Genomic DNA, 16662 nt, shown 5'->3' on the forward strand with positions numbered 1-16662 from the left:
GGCTTACTCGATCACCTTGGGCACGAGGAACAGGCCGTCGTCGATCGCCGGGGCGTTGGCGATCAGGCTGCTGCGGGCCTCGACACCGGACGTCTCGGTGACGGCGTCGGCGCGCAGGCGCAGCACGACGTCTTCGATCGCCGAGATGGGATGGGTGAGGGGCTCGACGCCCTTCGTGTCGACCGACTGGAGTTGCTCGATCAGGCCGAAGATGCCGTTGAGGTCGTTCAGGACTTGCGGACGCTGGTCAGCCGCCAGATCCAGTCGGGCCAGCCGCGCGATGCGCGTCACGTCGTTTTCGATAAGCGCCATGGCAATAGGGGGAGGACGATGGCAATGGAGGGTCCGGAACCAGACTCTCGTCATGCTGGGTGAATCGTCCCGGATGCAAGGGGTAGTCCGCAAATTAGACCGCTTATGCAAGACTTTGATGCAGTTACCGGGGTATATGCCGTCGATTATAAGTTATCATTTCGTGTTTACCGGAACGCCCCCCGCGCACCGCTCTTCAAAAAGATTCCCATGTTCGGTTTCCTTCGCAGTTACTTCTCCAACGATCTGGCGATCGACCTTGGCACGGCCAACACGTTGATCTATGTCCGCAGCAAGGGCATCGTCCTCAACGAGCCGTCGGTCGTCGCGATTCGTCAAGAAGGCGGCCCGAATGGCAAAAAGACCATTCAGGCGGTCGGCAAAGAAGCCAAGCAGATGCTTGGCCGCGTGCCAGGCAACATCGAAGCCATCCGTCCGATGAAAGACGGCGTCATTGCCGACTTCACCGTGACCGAGCAGATGCTGAAGCAGTTCATCCGCATGGTGCATCCGAAGGGGCTGTTCGCGCCCAGTCCGCGCATCATCATCTGCGTGCCCTGCGGCTCGACCCAGGTCGAGCGCCGCGCCATCCGCGAATCCGCGCTGGGCGCGGGCGCCAGCAACGTGTACCTGATCGAAGAACCGATGGCAGCGGCCATCGGCGCCGGCCTGTCGGTCTCCGACGCCAGCGGCTCGATGGTGGTCGACATCGGCGGGGGCACGACCGAAGTCGCCGTGATCTCGCTGGGCGGCATGGTGTACAAGGGCTCGGTCCGCGTCGGTGGCGACAAGTTCGACGAAGCCATCGTCAATTACATCCGCCGCAACTACGGCATGCTGATTGGCGAACCGACGGCAGAACTGATCAAGAAGGCCATCGGTTCGGCCTTCCCGGGTTCCGAAGTCAAGGAAATGGAAGTCAAGGGCCGCAACCTGTCCGAAGGCATCCCGCGCAGTTTCACGGTCTCGTCCAACGAGATCCTGGAAGCCCTGACCGACCCGCTCAACCAGATCGTGTCGGCCGTCAAGATCGCGCTGGAACAGACGCCGCCGGAACTGGGCGCCGACATTACCGAGAAAGGCATTATGCTGACGGGCGGTGGCGCATTGCTGCGTGACCTCGACCGCCTGCTGCAGGAAGAAACCGGCCTGCCCGTGATCGTTGCCGAAGACCCGCTGACCTGCGTGGTCCGGGGCTGCGGTCAGGCGCTCGAAAGAATGGACAAGCTCGGCGCAATCTTCACGTACGAATAAAGCAGTACGAACAAGCAGTCTGCCGCCGGGCCTCGGGTCCCGTCCTTCTGGTTCAGACAGGACGGGATTTCCTGAATCCCCAGGGTGCCAAGCCCTCTATTGCAGGACGCGGTACCCTCGATCTCCATGCAATACAGTCCCCCCGCCTTCTTCAAGCAAGGTCCGCCCGCCTGGGTGCGGCTCGCCTTCTTTGCGTTCATTTCGATAGTGCTGCTGGTGGTCGACAGCCGCATGCGCGCGCTCGACACCCTGCGCGAAGTCGTCAGCGTGGCCGTCTACCCTTTCCAGCGGGTGATGCTGCTGCCGCGTGACGGCATCCGCCACATCGCCGAATTCTTTGAAATCAGCAGCAGCGGGCAGCAGGAAGTCGAACTGCTGCAGCGCCAGCGCATCGAAATGGCCCAGGCCACGACCCAGGCGGCCCAGCTGGCGGCCGAAAACGCCCAGCTGCGGCGCTTGCTCGGGGCCAGCGAACGGGCCCAGGTGCCAGCCGTGCTGGTGCAGGTGCTGTTCGAGGCCCGCGACCCGTTCAGCCGGCGGCTGATCGTGGACAAGGGCACCCGTGCCGGCGTCCAGGCTGGCATGCCGGTGATCGACGACGGCGGGGTGGTGGGGCAGGTGATCCGCACCACCGCGCTCAGTGCCGAAGTCGCGCTGCTGACCGACCGGGTCCAGTCGATCCCGGTGCAGGTGCTGCGCAACGGCCTGCGCGGGGTGACCAGCGGCGGCGAAACGGGCGGCCGGCTGGGCCTGCGCTTCATGGCCGCCGATGCCGACATCCAGGTTGGGGATACACTGGTCACCAGTGGCCTTGACGGGGTGTACCCCGAAGGCCTTCCCGTTGCCAAGGTGGAAACCGTCGAGCGCGACGCCAGCTTCGGTTTTGCCCGCGTCGTCTGCAAACCGGTGGCCGGCCTCGATCGCTACCGGCATTTTCTGGTGTTGCAGTCGCTCGCTCCGGAACTCGCGGCGCCGAACAAAGACGAACCGGCAGCTCCCCCTTCCTGATTGGCTTGCAATGAAAGCGCCTTCTACGCTTCCGCGTCCCCGCACACGCACTGAACACCTGCTGCTGCCGGTCCAGCCAAGCTTCATCTGGATAACCCTGTTTGTCGCATGGTTGATCAATCTGCTGCCGTGGGGCCAGGTGGGCGGGGTGCCCGACGTGCTCGCCATCTGCCTGGTGTTCTGGAGCGTGCATGAACCCCGGCGCGTGGGCATGCTGGCCGCCTTTGGCTTCGGGCTGCTGATGGACGTGCATGGCGCGGCCCGGCTGGGTGAACACGCGCTGTCGTACACGCTGCTGTCCTTCTTTGCGATCTTGCTGCATCGTCGCCTGGCCTGGTTCTCGCCGTGGTCGCAGGCGCTGCACGTGCTGCCGCTGTTCTTCTTTTCGGAATTCGTGGTGCTGCTGCTGCGCGGTTGGCTCGATGGCGCATGGCCCGGCTGGTGGTGGGCCCTGAACTGCGTGATCGCCGCCCTGCTGTGGCCGATCGCGGGCTGGATCCTGCAGGCGCCGCAGCGTCGCCCGGTCGACCCCGATGACACCCGTCCGATCTGATGGTCGGTGGCACCGTGCATGACTGAACTCAAGAACACCGAACGCGATCTCCACCGCTTCCGGCTGCGCCTGCTGGTCGCGGTGGGCTTCGTGCTGATCTGCTTTGGCCTGCTGACCTGGCGCTTCTGGTACCTCCAGGTCAACAAGCATGACGACTATGCCGCGCGCGCCGAGCAGAACCGGATTTCTGTTGTTCCCGTGACACCGCATCGCGGCATCATTGTCGACCGCAACGGGGTGCTGCTGGCGCGCAATTATTCTGCGTACACACTCGAAATCACGCCGTCCAAGGCAGGCAAGCTCGATGAGACCATCGACGCGCTGGCCAAGGTGATCTCCATCGAATCGCGCGATCGCCGCCGGTTCAAGCAGCTGGTGGGCGAGTCCCGCCGCTTTGAAAGCCTGCCGCTGCGCAGCCGGCTGACCGACGAAGAAGTCGCGCGCTTTTCGGCCCAGGCGTTCCGTTTTCCGGGCGTCGAGGTCAAGGCCCGCCTGCTGCGGCAATACCCGGAAGGGGACTCCGCCGCGAACGTGGTCGGCTATATCGGCCGGATCGCCCAGCGCGACCAGTTGCGGCTGGAAGAGCAGGGCGTCAGCTCGAATTACCGCGGCACCGACCACATCGGCAAGGAAGGCATCGAAAAGTCGTACGAAGAAGTCCTGCACGGCAAGACAGGCGTCGAAGAAGTGGAAGTGACCGCCGGCGGCCGCGCGGTGCGCACCCTGTCGCGTACGCCGCCGGTCTCGGGCAAGAACCTGATCCTGTCGATCGACATCGAACTCCAGAAAGTGGCCGAAAAGGCCTTCGGCAACCGCCGGGGCGCCCTGGTGGCGATCGAACCCAAAACGGGCGACATCCTGGCGTTTGTCACGCGCCCGTCCTTCGACCCCAACCTGTTCGTGGACGGCATCGACGTGGAAAGCTGGAAGGCGCTGAACGAATCGCCTGACCGTCCGCTGCTGAACCGGCCCCTGTACGGCACCTATCCGATCGGGTCGACCTACAAGCCCTTCATGGCGCTGGCGGGACTGGAAACCGGGACGCGTTCGGCTTACGCCACGATGTACGACCCGGGTTACTTCGAATTCGGTGGAAGGCGCTTCCGGAATGCGGGCGAAGCGCACTACGGCCACATCGACATGAAACGCGCCCTGGCCGTGTCGTCGGACACCTATTTCTACTCGCTGGCAAGCGAACTGGGCGTGGACACCATCCACGATTTCATGAAGCCCTTCGGGTTCGGGCAGATCACCGGCATCGACATCGGCGGCGAACGCACCGGCGTGCTGCCGTCGACGGCCTGGAAACGCAAGGCCTACAAGCGGCCCGAACAGCAGCGCTGGTATGCCGGCGAGACGCTGTCGGTAGGCGTGGGGCAGGGCTACAACGCCTTCACCTTGCTGCAGCTGGCGCAGGCCACCTCGGTGCTGGCCAACAACGGCATCTACATGAAGCCCCACCTGGTCAAGGCGCTGCAGGACAGCGGCACCGGCGAACAGACGCTGACGGTGAGCAAGGAAAGCTATCGGATCCCGCTCAAGCCGGCCAACATCAAGCTGGTCAAGGAAGGCATGGCCGCGGTGACCACGGTCGGCACGGCCGCCAAGTCCTTCGCCGGCGCGCCCTACCAGGCGGCGGGCAAGACCGGCACCGCGCAGGTCTACAGCCTGAAGGCGGGCGAGCGCTACAACGCCAGCCGCATCGACGAACGCCTGCGCGACCACGCGCTGTTCATGGCCTTTGCCCCCCTGGAACAACCCACCATTGCCGTGGCCTTGATCGTCGAAAACGCCGGCTGGGGTGCGTCCATCGCGGCGCCCCTGGGCCGCCAGATCTTTGATTACTGGCTGCTCGGCAAAAAGCCGGGCGAGCCGGCGCCGGCCACGCCACCCAATCGGGGAGCCGAGGTTGATTGAACGTTCGCCATTTGGCAGTCGCCGTTCGTGGCGCGAGACGGTCGCACGCGCGGTCCTGGTGTTCGACGTGCCCATGCTGCTGGTGCTGATGGCGCTGGCGTCGATCGGACTCATGTCCATGTATTCCGCCGGCGGCGGCTTCGATGGTCGTTTTGCCGACCAGCTGCGCAACTACGGCGTCGCCCTTGCCGCCATGTGGCTGCTGGCGCAGTTTTCCCCCCACGCGCTGATGCGCCTGGCCGTACCGGTATACGTGGTGGGCGTGTTGCTGCTGCTGGCAGTGGAACTGGCCGGCATCACCAGCAAGGGCGCCACGCGCTGGCTGGACCTGGGCTTTACGCGCATCCAGCCGTCCGAAATGATGAAGATCGCCGTGCCGCTGATGCTGGCCTGGTACTTCCACCGGCACCAGGGCTGGCTGCGGGTGCGGGACTTCGTGGTGGCCGGCCTGCTGATGGGCGTGCCCTTTGCGCTGATCGTGCTGCAACCCGACCTGGGAACCGCGCTGCTGGTGTTCGGCGCAGGATTCTTCGTGCTGTTTTTTGCCGGCCTGTCGTTCAAGCTGCTGATACCGATCACCGTGGTCGTCACGCTGGCACTGGGTTCGCTGGTTGCCTTCGAGCACGACCTGTGCGAAGGCGACCTGGACTGGGTGATCCTGCACGACTACCAGAAGCACCGCGTGTGCACGCTGCTGAACCCGGGGTCCGATCCGCTGGGCAAGGGCTTCCACACCATCCAGTCAACGATCGCGGTTGGGTCCGGCGGCATGTTGGGCAAGGGCTGGATGCAGGGGACACAGACCCACCTGGACTTCATTCCCGAACGCACTACCGACTTCATTTTTGCCGTCTATGCGGAAGAATTCGGCCTGGTGGGAAATGTGGTGCTGCTGTTCTTGTACCTGCTGCTGTTGATACGGGGGCTGACCATCGCAGCGAACGCGCCCACCTTGTTTTCCCGATTGCTGGGCGGGGCGCTGACCATGGTGTTCTTCGTCTACGCCTTCGTGAACATGGGGATGGTGAGCGGAATCCTGCCCGTGGTGGGCGTCCCCCTGCCGTTCATGAGTTACGGCGGGACGGCGCTGCTGACGCTGGGCTGCGCGGCGGGGATCCTGATGGGGATCAACCGGCATCGGACGCTGGTGCAGACTTAGGGTCTGCGTGTCGTGCAAGGCGCGCGTCAAGAAATGACAAAAGCCCCCGATGATCCGGGGGCTTTTGTTTGCCTGCCAGTCACACAGGCTGCGTCCTGGTGCTTACCGGCCTTGCGACTTCAGCAGGGCGTCCAGGCGCGGGTAAACGCGGCGGGCGTTGCCTTCGAAGATCATCTGGCGGGTGTCGGTGGTGATGTCGGTGTTGTCGACATAACGGCGCGTGTCATCGAAGTAGTGGCCGGTGTCGGGATCGATGCCGCGGACGGCGCCGATCATTTCGCTGGCGAACAGGATGTTTTCAGCCGGGATGACTTCGGTCAGCAGGTCGATGCCGGGCTGGTGGTAGACGCAGGTGTCAAAGAAAACGTTCTTGAGCAGGTGCTCGCGTGGCTCGGGCTTTTTCAGCGCCTGCGCCAGGCCGCGGAAGCGACCCCAGTGGTAAGGCACGGCGCCGCCGCCATGGGGGATGATGAAGCGCAGCGACGGAAAGTCCTTGAACAGGTCGGATTCCAGGCATTGCATGAAGGCCGTGGTGTCGGCGTTCAGGTAGTGGGCGCCGGTGGTGTGGAAGCACACGTTGCAGCTCTGGCTGACGTGGACCATGGCGGGAACGTCGTATTCGACCAGCTTTTCGTACAGCGGGTACCACGAGCGGTCGCTCAGCGGCTTGCCGGTCCAATGGCCGCCCGAAGGATCGGGATTCAGGTTGACGGCGACGTTGCGGAATTCTTCGATGCACCGGGTCAGTTCCGGAATGCAGGTGGCGACGTCCACGCCGGGGCTTTGCGGCAGCATGGCGGCGGGCACGAAGTGTTCGGGGAACAGTTCGGCGACGCGAAAGCAGATTTCATTGCAGATCGCGGCCCAGGTGGCGGACACCTGGAAGTCGCCGATGTGGTGCGCCATGAAGGACGCCCGCGGGCTGAAGATGGTCACGTCGTGACCGCGCTCTTTCATGATCCGGAGCTGATTGGTCTCGATCGATTCCCGCAGCTCGTCGTCGCTGATCTTCAGGTCGGCGGGGTTAGGCGGCGTCGTCTTGTTGTTGAAGGCGGCGACCTGCTGGTTGCGCCAGTCTTCAAGCGCTTTGGGGGCGGTGGTGTAGTGACCGTGGCAATCGATGATCATTGCGGGTTCCAGAAAAGGGTCGCGGTGGGACGGATACGTACGCCATGTTGCAAGACGGGGCGACTAGCAGTCAAATATATGTTTTCGCGCCGACCCATATCGAAATCCGAATGGGTCCATGGTGCGCTGCAAGGCTTCCCGGGACGGGTGGATGGACTTACGTCAATTACGTTACTTCGTGGCCGTGGCCGAAGCCATGAGCTTTACGGTTGCCGCGCGCAACCTGAACATCAGCCAGCCGCCGCTGAGCATGCACATCCGCGCCTTGGAAGACGCCCTGGGCACCCGGCTGTTCGACCGCACCCATCGCTCGATCACGCTGACCGAAGCCGGCGTCGTTTTTCTTGAGCAGGCGCGGCTGACGCTGAGTCAGATGGAAAGCGCCGTACGCCTGACAAAGCTGGCAGGGCAGGGCGAAACCGGCCTGCTGCGCATCGCCTTCACCAATTCGGTCCCGCTGATCCCCGGCTTTGCGCAGCTGATCAGACGCTTCCGCCGCCAGTACCCGCTCGCTCGCCTGGAAATCGTCCACATGCCAACCGGGCCGCAATTGCGCGCCCTGGAAGATCGCAGCATCGACATCGGCCTGATGCGCCCGGCGCCCCAGTTCCAGCCGCCGACGCACCTGCGCTTTGTCCAGTTGTGGAACAACGAATTGCGCGTCGTCATGCCGACCGACCACCCGTTGGCCGCCCTGGACCGGCCGCTGGCGATCACGGAACTGGCCGACGAGCCGCTCATCCTCTTCCCGCGCGACATCAGCTGCGGCCTGCACGAGCAGATCACCCAGCTCTTCAACGACGCCGGCACGGTCCCGAACCTTGGCCAGGAAGCCCGCGAAGCCGTTACCATTGTCGGCCTCGTGGCCGCGGGCGTCGGCATCTCGCTGCTGCCCGACGTGTATGCCAGCCTGCAAACCGCCGGCATCCACTACGCCCGCCTGGCTGCTCCCACGACCAACTGCCCGCTTTACCTGGCCCACCACAACGACACGCCCACGGACCTGGCGACGCGGTTTGTCGCCCTGGCGCACTCCGACATCGCGTCCGCTTCCCTGCCGATAGCCAGCGCGGCTCGGCCACGTACCACCGAAGCCAGCGAGCCGATTCCTGCGTAGTCGTTGAAATCAGCCCCGCAACGTAAACATCACAAGCTGCCTCACAACACGCCGCCTCAAAACAAGCCCCCTCAAAACAAGCCGCCTTCCACAAACAGCCCCGCCAGCAATTTCTTGACCGGCGCGGGCAACGCCGCATCCCCCGCCCGCGCCACCGGCATCCACCACCACGCTGCCGGATCCAGATCACCGTCCTGCCCGGCAGCCTGCGCGGGAGCATCGGCCGATGCCCGGACATGCCAGGGCGTCACATGCAGCTTGAAATGCGTGAACGTGTGCGAAAACACCGGCAATTCAAACGCTTCCTGAGCCTTCACTCCCAGTTCGCGCCAGGCCACCTCGGCGCCGGACTCCAGCGCAAATTCCGGCAAGCTCCACAAGCCACCCCAGATCCCCGGCGACGGCCGCATCTTAAGCAACACACACCCGCTGCGCTCGATCACCAGCATGCCGGTGTCCCGCTCGGGCGATTTCTTGCGCACCTTCGGCGTCGGCAGGTCATGCTGACGGGCTTCCCGCAGCGCCACGCAGGTGCCGCGCACCGGACACCGTCCGCACTCCGGCGCGCCGCGCGTACAGACCGTCGCCCCCAGGTCCATCAAGCCCTGCGTATACGAGCGCATATCGTCTGCCGTCGTACTGCTCACCACCGGCAGGTTTTCCCCCGCCAGGCCCCACATGATCAGCTCCACCGGCCGCTTGGACGGGTCCCCCTCGATCCCGAAATGGCGTGCGAACACCCGCTTTACATTCCCATCCAGAATCGGACTGCGCTCGCCATACGCAAAGGCCGCAATCGCGGCCGCTGTCGAGCGTCCGATCCCTGGCAAGGTCTCGATATCCGCCGCCGTGGGGGGAAACTGCCCACCCCAGTTGGCAAGCACCTGCTGCGCACAGGCGTGCAGATTCCGCGCTCGGGTGTAGTAGCCCAGGCCCGCCCATAGCTGCATCACTTCCTCGGCAGGCGCGCGCGCCAGGTCTGCCACCGTTGGAAACGTCTCCAGGAAGCGTTCGTAGTACGGGATCACCGTCGCCACCTGCGTCTGCTGCAGCATGATTTCCGACAGCCAGATCCGGTAGGGATCCTGGGTGTTCTGCCAGGGGAGGGCGTGGCGGCCATGCTGGCGCTGCCACGTGACGACGTGCTCGGAAAACGTGCTCATGGGATGGGAACGGCAAAGGAAGAAGGGGAGGATGCCCGGGTCAAGGCTTCTGGCAGCGCGGGCAATAGTACGTCGCCCGCTGGCCCTGCACGATCTTGCGGATCGGCGTCGCGCAGACCCGGCAAGGCAGCCCGGCCCGGTCGTACACATACGCGCCGATCTGGAAGTAACCCGACTCGCCCCCCGCGCCCACATAGTCGCGCAGCGAACTGCCGCCCGCATCAATGGCGCTGCCCAGCGTGGCCTTGACCGCATCGGCCAGCCTGTCATACCGCTTGGGCCCAATTTTCGACGCAAGAGTCCGGGGGTGGATGCCAGCGCGGAACAGGCTTTCCGACGCGTAAATATTACCGACGCCCACGACGATATCTCCGCCCAGCAGTACTTGTTTCACTGCCTGCGACCGATTGCGGGTGTGGCGATGCAGCCATCCTCCATCAAATCGCGGGTCGAACGGTTCGATGCCAAGATGGCCCAGCAAAGGATGGGTCAGCACGTCGCCGTCGGCAGCGGGGTGCCACAGCACCGCGCCGAACCGCCGGGGATCGTGCAGCCGCAGGACGCCGCGATCGAACACCCAGTCGACGTGATCATGCTTGCGCGGTGGGTCGTCCGGGTGCACATGGCGCAGGGACCCGGACATGCCCAGGTGGACGATCATGGTGCCGGTCTCGAAGGGCAGCAGCAGATACTTGCCGCGCCGGGCCACTGCCGACACGCTGCGGCCATCCACCTGGTGGGGCAGGTCTTCGGGAATCGGCCAGCGAAAACGGGATTCGCGTACGACCAGGCGGCGCAGCACCTGTCCATCGACCGTCGGAGAGATGCCGCGTCGTGTGACCTCGACTTCGGGGAGTTCTGGCATAGTTGTTGCTGGAGTTGTTTCCGGAAATGCTGCGGGATTGGGCAAATGGCCGTGCGGGTCAACATGCCGGGCCTTCAGGTCAGGCCGTGCTGCCGGACCCCATGTCGGGCTGGAATCAGTCGGCTTGAATCAGTCGGCTTGAATCGGTCGGCTTGAATCGGTCGGCTCGAATCGGCCCGGTTGAACCGCCTGACGCCAGCGCGGTCCGATAGAACCTGCCGCGCGTCATCGGCGCGAGTTTCCTGTCCAGGATTGCGACCGGATCGATTCGCAACCTGCAAGGGCAGGACCGCAGGACCGGACCCAATGTGTCCGCGGTTGAAATCCAGGTGGGGCCTGATCGTCAGGAACCCAGTGCTAACATCTCCACTGTCGGGCTGGCGCCTCAGGCGCCGAGGAATTGTGCCATGTTGTCAAACACGTATCGCAGGAAGTTGGCGGCACTCGGGCTGGGCCTGTTGGCAAGCACGATGGCCTTTGCACAGTCGGGTGGCGAAGAGCCCTCCGACGGCTTCCTGGTGCCCGGATTGAGCATGTCGCCCCCGGGGCCACGCACTGGCGCAGCCAAGGCGCTGCCTCAGGTCGAACTGACGGGCGAAATCCTGTTTCAGGTGCTGGCGTCCGAAGTGGCGGCGCAGCGCGGCGCGCTGTCGGCCGCGACCGGCACGTCGCTGGAACTGGCGCGTTTCACCCGCGATCCCCGTCTGGCGCGCCGCGCGGTCGAGTTCGCCCTCACGTCGGGCGACTTGGTGCGGGCGCTGGATGCCGCCCAGGTGTGGGTCGAACTGGACCCGGCCGACGTCGAGGCCCGCCAGACGTCGCTGTCGCTGGCCGCTGCCGCCGGCCGTATCGAAGGCCTGGGCGCCGCGCTGCGTTCGCGCATCGCCACCGCCAGCGCCGCCGAAAAGCCCGCCGCAATTATCGAAGCGCGCCGGGTGTTGGGGCGCCTGGAAGATCGCCGCCGCGCGCTCGACATTCTTGACGAAGCGCTGACCGACGTCCGCGATCTGCCGGAAGCTCACATTGCACTGGCCCGAGCTGCCGCCGCCGCCAACGATGCGCCCCGCGCGCTGCGCGAAGCCCGCGCCGCGCAGGCTGCGCAGCCGGACTCCGAAGCTGCCGCGGCCCTGGTGCTGCAGACCGGCATCGAAAGCGAACCCGACAAGGTGATCGCCGCTACCCGCGCCTTCATTGCGTCGCACCCCAAGGCCCGCGAGCTGCGTGTGCTGCTGGTGCGCGCCTTGGCGCAGGTGCAGGACGTGGAAGGCGCCCGCGCCGAGCTCGATTCCATGTCGCGCGCCAACCCCGAAGACTTCGAAGTGCTGTACATGCAGGGCGCGCTGGCCTACCAGACCGGCCAGCTGGACGACGCCGAAAAGTACCTGAAGCAGTATTCGACGATTGAAGACCAGCGGGCCGCGGCCGGTCAGCCCGTCCCGACGCCGCCCGAAGGCAATGCCGCCCTGCTGCTGCGCGTGCAGGTGGCCGAAGAACAGAAGCGGTACGACGACGCGTTCGAGTTGCTGCAAGGCGTCCAGGACCCCGCCGCCGCGTTCCCGGCGCGTTTGCGCCAGGCTGTCATCCGCGCCAAGCAGGGCCGCCTGGACGAGGCCCGCAAGGTGCTGTCCATCCTGGATCCGCGTGACACGCGTGAAGGGGTTCAAGTGGCAATGACCGAATCGCAGATCCTGCGCGACGCAAACAGGCTGGACGAGGCCACCAAGGTGCTGGCTGACGCCAACGCCAAGTACCCCGACAACCCGGTCATCATGTACGACCTTGCCATGCTCAATGAGCGGGAAGGCAAGATCGCCGAGATGGAAACGCTGCTGCGCCGCGTGATTGCGGTCAAGCCGGACCATGCGCACGCCTACAACGCGCTGGGCTATTCGCTGGCCGATCGCAAGCTGCGTCTGCCCGAAGCCAAGGCCCTGGTCGAGCGCGCCCTGAACCTGCTGCCCGATGACGCGTTCATCATCGACAGCATGGGCTGGGTCTACTACCGGATGGGCGACAACGCCAAGGCGTTGTCCTACCTGGAACGGGCCTACAGCCTGCGTCCCGATGCCGAAATCGCCATCCACCTGGGCGAAGTGCTGTGGGCGTCGGGCCAGCAGGACAAGGCCCGCCAGCTGTGGCGCGACGTGAGCCAGAAAGATCCCGGCAATGAAGCGCTGCGCACGACCCTGGCGCGCCTGGAGGCGACGCTTTGAAGGCAGGAGTGATGACGTCGGGGGCGAGTTGTTGTGCAGCGTTGCGCTCAGCGGCGGTACGTTCCAGGCTGATGCGCCTTGTGCTGCCGGCGGTCCTTGCTGGCGCAATGTCTGCCTGCGCCGTGCCCGTTCCGATTCCCGTTCCGGTGGGGGCAGCCGAAACACCGGCTGCCACGGCGTTGTCGCGGGTCGGCCGATTCGCTCTGCGCGTCGACGAAGTCGGCGGAAAGCAGAATGCCGTGCAGGGCGGCTTTGCGTGGCGGGACGATGGCCAAAGTCTGGTGCTGGACCTTGTGTCGCCCCTTGGCGCAACCTTGGCCCGTGTCGAAGCCGGCCCGCAAGGCGCCATGCTGCGCGAAGCCAATGGCACCGAAACGCATGCATTGAATCCGGACGCACTGGTTGCCCTGGTGCTTGGCAGCCGCATTCCCGTTGCGGGCATGCGTGACTGGTTGCGCGGCACCTTGCCCGACAACCCGCCTGCAACGGTCGCGGAAAAAGATGCGCAGGGCCGCCCTACGGCGTTCGAGCAGGCGGGCTGGCAGGTGCAGGCATCGCAGTACGATGCGTCGGGCCCGACCCGCATGGCCCTGCAGCGGCAGGAACCGACCGGGCAGAATGTCGACCTTCGGCTGGTGATCAATACGCCTTGAGGGCGTGACGCATGCATTGCCTTACCGCCGTGAACGCGTGACGCTGCCTTGGGCCACGACTCAGGGATCCACTGGCATTGCAACCCGTTGCGCGATCCGGGCGGTTTTTTCTGACCGCCGCTTTTCCTGCCACCTCCGTCTCAGCCCCCCATGCCTTCTCTGCGCGATATTCCGGCCCCTGCCAAGATCAATCTGTTCCTGCACGTGACCGGCCGCCGCGCCGACGGTTATCACCTGCTGCAGACGGCATTCCGCTTCATCGACCTGCAGGACACGCTCCACATCGCCACGCGCGATGACGGCCGCATTGTTCGCATCAACGACATCCCTGGCGTCCCCGAAGACGACGACCTGGTCGTGCGCGCCGCGCGGTCCTTGCAGGCCGCCACGGGCTGCACCCTGGGCGCCGACATCGAATTGATCAAGCAGATCCCGATGGGCGGTGGGCTGGGTGGCGGATCCAGTGATGCCGCGTCCACTTTGCTCGCCTTGAACCGTTTGTGGAACTGCGGATTGACCCGCGAGCAGCTGATGGAACTGGCGCTGCCACTGGGCGCCGACGTTCCCGTGTTCGTGTTCGGCCGCAATGCGTTTGCCGAAGGCGTCGGCGAAAAGTTGAGTCCGCTGGACCTGCCGCCGCGCTGGTATGTGATCGTGCAACCCGATGCCAGCGTGCCCACCCCGGAGATTTTTCGCGCCCCCGAGTTGACAAGGGATTCTGCTCCGGTCAGAATAGCGGACTTTTCTGGGAGCAATACTTCTTCCAGTTTGAAGAACGACCTCGAGCCGGTCGCATTTGCCAGGTTCCCTGAAGTGGCCCGTATCGCGGGCGTGGTGAACGAAGTTTTGGCAGATGGGATGCAGTCCAACGTGCTTGATCCCGGCCGCAAGGTCAGGATGTCCGGGTCGGGTGCATGTCTGTTCGTGGAATGCGACACGCCGGAACAGGCAAGCTGGGCGGTTGACCAAATCGCCGGTAGAATGCGCCAGCGCAGCAGTGAGCGCAGTGGTACCGCAGTAGAAGAAAGCATGACCGATCTGCCATACGTGAGGATCAACCGTGTATGTGCCGGCCTCGCTGTCCATCCCCTGCTAGAATGGGTGGCTTGAACAGATCGGTTCATGAAGTAAAATAGCAGTCGCGCTGATGAAAATTTGCCGGCCGCTACATGCGATGTTTGCCGACACAGCCGGGAAACGTACGCTGCAAGTTTTTACGGCCTTGATGAAGTTTGCTTGATCAGGGCCAAGTGTTGGGGAGTCGCCAAGTTGGTTAAGGCACCGGATTTTGATTCCGGCATGCGAAGGTTCGAATCCTTCTTCCCCAGCCACCGCTCTTGACCGAAAAGCTGTTGATGCCCCCGGATCACTCCGTGGGTATCAACAGCTTTGTTGTTTTGTCGATCGGCTCCTAGAGCCATAGCCACGGGCGATGCGTCATGGCGCAAGAAAATTTCATGATTTTCACGGGGACGGCCAATCCCCGGCTGGCAGCAGACGTTGCCAGCCATCTTGGCATGCCGCTGGGCAAGATGAGCGTCGGTCGGTTCTCCGACGGCGAAGTCATGGTGGAGATCAATGAAAACGTCCGCGGTAAAGACGTTTTCGTTCTGCAGCCCACCTGTGCCCCGACGAACGACAACCTCATGGAAATCATGGTGATGGTCGACGCCCTGCGTCGGGCGTCCGCGGGTCGTATCACGGCAGCAATCCCGTACTTCGGTTATGCCCGTCAAGACCGTCGTCCGCGCTCCGCGCGTGTCGCGATCTCGGCCAAGGTCGTCGCCAACATGCTGCAGGTCGTCGGTGTCGACCGCGTGTTGACGATGGACCTGCATGCCGACCAGATCCAGGGTTTCTTCGATATCCCGGTCGACAACATCTATGCCGCCCCGATCCTGCTGGGCGACATCTGGAAGCGCAATCTGGCCAACCTGATCGTCGTGTCCCCGGACGTCGGCGGGGTGGTGCGAGCCCGGGCGCTGGCCAAGCGGCTTGAAGCCGATCTGGCCATCATCGACAAACGTCGGCCCAAGGCCAACGTGTCGGAAGTCATGAACATCATCGGCGACGTCGATGGTCGCACCTGCATCATCATGGACGACATGGTCGACACGGCGGGAACGCTGTGCAAGGCCGCCCAGGTGCTCAAGCAGCGTGGCGCCGTCGCCGTGTATGCGTATTGCACGCATGCCGTGCTGTCGGGCGGGGCCATTGGCCGCATCGCCGAATCCGATCTCGACGAACTCGTCGTGACCGACACGATTCCGCCCAACGACGCTGCCCGCGCATGTGGCCGTATCCGCCACCTGTCGTGCGCGGCACTGATCGGCGAAACGATGCTGCGCATCTCGCGTGCTGACTCGGTCAGCTCGCTGTTCGTCGAGTAACGGCGCAGATCTGCAATAAAAAGAATTTTCCCGATCGCTTCTGGTGTTCAGAGGCGACGGGTAAACCGGCGGTGCTGGTCGCGGCATTGTCGGACGGGACGCGGTTGTCGCGTCCTGTGCGTCGCGTGCAGGCATGAGCCTGCCGCCCTTTGGAGAAAACCATGAAATTCAACGCCACACCGCGTAGCGAACAGGGAACGAGTGCGAGCCGCCGCCTGCGCATCGCCGGCCGCGTGCCCGCCATTGTTTATGGCGCGGACGCACAACCGCTGAACATCGAGCTGGATCACAACGAAGTCTTCCATGCCCTGCGCAAGGAAGAGTTCCACGCATCGATCCTCGACATGCAACTGGAAGGCAAGAGCAGCCAGGTTCTGCTGCGCGCCGTTCAGTGGCATCCGTACAAGCAGCAAGTCATGCACATCGACTTCCAGCGCGTCGCTGCTGGCAAGGCGCTGCACACCAAGGTTCCGTTCCACTTCATGAATCAGGAAACGTCTCCTGCCGTGAAGCTGAGCTCGGCCACGATCAGCCACGTGTTCACCGAAATCGAAGTGAACTGCCTGCCTGCCAACCTGCCCCAGTTCATCGAAGTGGACTTGGGCCAGCTGGTTGCCGGTCAGTCGATTCACCTTTCGGAAATCAAGCCACCCAAGGGCGTGACGTTCTCGTCGCACTCGGGTGACGATCCGGTGATCGTGACCGCACTGGTCGGTGGCGGCGCCGCCAACGTGATGACGCAAGACGAAGTGGCGGACGAGTCTGAGCTGCCCGACGCTGGTGCTGCTGCTGGCGAAGAAGAAGCCAAGTAATCTGGCTTTGCCTGGGGTCCGGCCTGCCGGATCGATCGGCTTTAGCGTTTCATTAGCCCTGGTTGTGCCTTGCACACCAGGGCTTTTGATTTTTCAGCGTTTGCAAGATACCGTCTGA

Annotated in this window: 14 protein-coding genes, 1 tRNA gene and 1 pseudogene; 12 read left to right on the top strand and 4 right to left on the bottom strand. The window is 64.1% G+C overall.

What is annotated here, in order from left to right; genetic code table 11:
* Nucleotides 1–3 precede the first annotated feature (3 nt).
* Nucleotides 4–312: an Asp-tRNA(Asn)/Glu-tRNA(Gln) amidotransferase subunit GatC gene (gene gatC, locus IE116_RS18190; protein WP_189614756.1), complete on the bottom strand. Its 309-nt coding sequence runs from the start codon at nt 310–312 to the stop codon at nt 4–6.
* A gap of 210 nt (nt 313–522) precedes the next feature.
* Here gatC and IE116_RS18195 point away from each other — a divergent pair, with 210 nt between their 5' ends.
* The 5 genes and pseudogenes from IE116_RS18195 (at nt 523) to rodA (ending at nt 6203) form a co-directional block, all read left to right on the top strand.
* Nucleotides 523–1566, top strand: coding sequence for a rod shape-determining protein (locus tag IE116_RS18195; protein ID WP_179582281.1), 1044 nt, complete (start codon nt 523–525; stop codon nt 1564–1566).
* A 126-nt stretch (nt 1567–1692) separates the two neighbouring features.
* Nucleotides 1693–2574, top strand: a complete 882-nt coding sequence (mreC, locus tag IE116_RS18200; protein ID WP_373303026.1) for a rod shape-determining protein MreC — start codon at nt 1693–1695, stop codon at nt 2572–2574.
* Between the two features lie 10 nt (nt 2575–2584).
* Nucleotides 2585–3127, top strand: coding sequence for a rod shape-determining protein MreD (mreD, locus tag IE116_RS18205; RefSeq protein ID WP_189614302.1), 543 nt, complete (start codon nt 2585–2587; stop codon nt 3125–3127).
* 18 nt (nt 3128–3145) lie between these two features.
* A pseudogene (gene mrdA, locus IE116_RS18210) lies at nt 3146–5017 on the top strand (penicillin-binding protein 2); the annotation flags it as partial.
* 100 nt (nt 5018–5117) lie between these two features.
* On the top strand, nt 5118–6203 hold the full coding sequence (rodA, locus tag IE116_RS18215) for a rod shape-determining protein RodA (RefSeq protein WP_189614758.1): 1086 nt from the start codon (nt 5118–5120) through the stop codon (nt 6201–6203).
* A 102-nt stretch (nt 6204–6305) separates the two neighbouring features.
* Here rodA and IE116_RS18220 read toward each other — a convergent pair whose 3' ends face one another.
* The gene (locus tag IE116_RS18220; RefSeq protein WP_189614304.1) at nt 6306–7331 is read right to left on the bottom strand and encodes an amidohydrolase family protein; all 1026 of its coding nucleotides are present in this window, start codon (nt 7329–7331) and stop codon (nt 6306–6308) included.
* A 151-nt stretch (nt 7332–7482) separates the two neighbouring features.
* On the opposite strand from IE116_RS18220, the gene IE116_RS18225 reads away from it, so the two are divergent.
* A complete protein-coding gene (locus IE116_RS18225; protein WP_189614305.1) occupies nt 7483–8448 on the top strand; it encodes a LysR family transcriptional regulator in 966 nt (321 codons plus the stop codon).
* Nucleotides 8449–8519: 71 nt separating this feature from the next.
* Here IE116_RS18225 and mutY read toward each other — a convergent pair whose 3' ends face one another.
* Nucleotides 8520–9611 (bottom strand): A/G-specific adenine glycosylase, encoded by a 1092-nt coding sequence (gene mutY, locus IE116_RS18230; protein WP_229828293.1) that lies wholly within the window; start codon nt 9609–9611, stop codon nt 8520–8522.
* A gap of 40 nt (nt 9612–9651) precedes the next feature.
* Nucleotides 9652–10476, bottom strand: a complete 825-nt coding sequence (mutM, locus tag IE116_RS18235) for a bifunctional DNA-formamidopyrimidine glycosylase/DNA-(apurinic or apyrimidinic site) lyase (RefSeq protein ID WP_189614307.1) — start codon at nt 10474–10476, stop codon at nt 9652–9654.
* Nucleotides 10477–10883: 407 nt separating this feature from the next.
* On the opposite strand from mutM, the gene IE116_RS18240 reads away from it, so the two are divergent.
* The 6 genes from IE116_RS18240 to IE116_RS18265 all read left to right on the top strand — a co-directional run bounded on the left by IE116_RS18240 (nt 10884) and on the right by IE116_RS18265 (nt 16544).
* Nucleotides 10884–12689: a tetratricopeptide repeat protein gene (locus IE116_RS18240; protein ID WP_189614308.1), complete on the top strand. Its 1806-nt coding sequence runs from the start codon at nt 10884–10886 to the stop codon at nt 12687–12689.
* Between the two features lie 11 nt (nt 12690–12700).
* Entirely contained in the window at nt 12701–13342 is a 642-nt protein-coding gene (locus tag IE116_RS18245) for an outer membrane lipoprotein LolB (RefSeq protein WP_373303053.1), read from the top strand.
* Nucleotides 13343–13492: 150 nt separating this feature from the next.
* Entirely contained in the window at nt 13493–14452 is a 960-nt protein-coding gene (gene ispE, locus IE116_RS18250) for a 4-(cytidine 5'-diphospho)-2-C-methyl-D-erythritol kinase (RefSeq protein WP_189614310.1), read from the top strand.
* 144 nt (nt 14453–14596) lie between these two features.
* A tRNA-Gln gene (locus IE116_RS18255) sits at nt 14597–14673 on the top strand.
* Nucleotides 14674–14781: 108 nt separating this feature from the next.
* Nucleotides 14782–15732, top strand: a complete 951-nt coding sequence (locus IE116_RS18260; protein WP_179582248.1) for a ribose-phosphate pyrophosphokinase — start codon at nt 14782–14784, stop codon at nt 15730–15732.
* A gap of 161 nt (nt 15733–15893) precedes the next feature.
* Nucleotides 15894–16544, top strand: a complete 651-nt coding sequence (locus IE116_RS18265; RefSeq protein ID WP_189614311.1) for a 50S ribosomal protein L25/general stress protein Ctc — start codon at nt 15894–15896, stop codon at nt 16542–16544.
* Nucleotides 16545–16662: the final 118 nt, after the last annotated feature.

This window comes from Pigmentiphaga litoralis, assembly GCF_014651835.1.
In the GTDB taxonomy this organism is placed as follows: Bacteria; Pseudomonadota; Gammaproteobacteria; order Burkholderiales; family Burkholderiaceae_B; genus Pigmentiphaga; species Pigmentiphaga litoralis.

What these genes read in the sequence shown, in the direction of transcription:
- gatC (WP_189614756.1), bottom strand. Translation starts at nt 312, where the DNA reads ATGGCGCTTATCGAAAACGACGTGACGCGCATCGCGCGGCTGGCCCGA.
- IE116_RS18195 (WP_179582281.1), top strand. Translation starts at nt 523, where the DNA reads ATGTTCGGTTTCCTTCGCAGTTACTTCTCCAACGATCTGGCGATCGAC.
- mreC (WP_373303026.1), top strand. Translation starts at nt 1,693, where the DNA reads ATGCAATACAGTCCCCCCGCCTTCTTCAAGCAAGGTCCGCCCGCCTGG.
- mreD (WP_189614302.1), top strand. Translation starts at nt 2,585, where the DNA reads ATGAAAGCGCCTTCTACGCTTCCGCGTCCCCGCACACGCACTGAACAC.
- rodA (WP_189614758.1), top strand. Translation starts at nt 5,118, where the DNA reads ATGCTGCTGGTGCTGATGGCGCTGGCGTCGATCGGACTCATGTCCATG.
- IE116_RS18220 (WP_189614304.1), bottom strand. Translation starts at nt 7,331, where the DNA reads ATGATCATCGATTGCCACGGTCACTACACCACCGCCCCCAAAGCGCTT.
- IE116_RS18225 (WP_189614305.1), top strand. Translation starts at nt 7,483, where the DNA reads ATGGACTTACGTCAATTACGTTACTTCGTGGCCGTGGCCGAAGCCATG.
- mutY (WP_229828293.1), bottom strand. Translation starts at nt 9,611, where the DNA reads ATGAGCACGTTTTCCGAGCACGTCGTCACGTGGCAGCGCCAGCATGGC.
- mutM (WP_189614307.1), bottom strand. Translation starts at nt 10,476, where the DNA reads ATGCCAGAACTCCCCGAAGTCGAGGTCACACGACGCGGCATCTCTCCG.
- IE116_RS18240 (WP_189614308.1), top strand. Translation starts at nt 10,884, where the DNA reads ATGTTGTCAAACACGTATCGCAGGAAGTTGGCGGCACTCGGGCTGGGC.
- IE116_RS18245 (WP_373303053.1), top strand. Translation starts at nt 12,701, where the DNA reads ATGACGTCGGGGGCGAGTTGTTGTGCAGCGTTGCGCTCAGCGGCGGTA.
- ispE (WP_189614310.1), top strand. Translation starts at nt 13,493, where the DNA reads ATGCCTTCTCTGCGCGATATTCCGGCCCCTGCCAAGATCAATCTGTTC.
- IE116_RS18260 (WP_179582248.1), top strand. Translation starts at nt 14,782, where the DNA reads ATGGCGCAAGAAAATTTCATGATTTTCACGGGGACGGCCAATCCCCGG.
- IE116_RS18265 (WP_189614311.1), top strand. Translation starts at nt 15,894, where the DNA reads ATGAAATTCAACGCCACACCGCGTAGCGAACAGGGAACGAGTGCGAGC.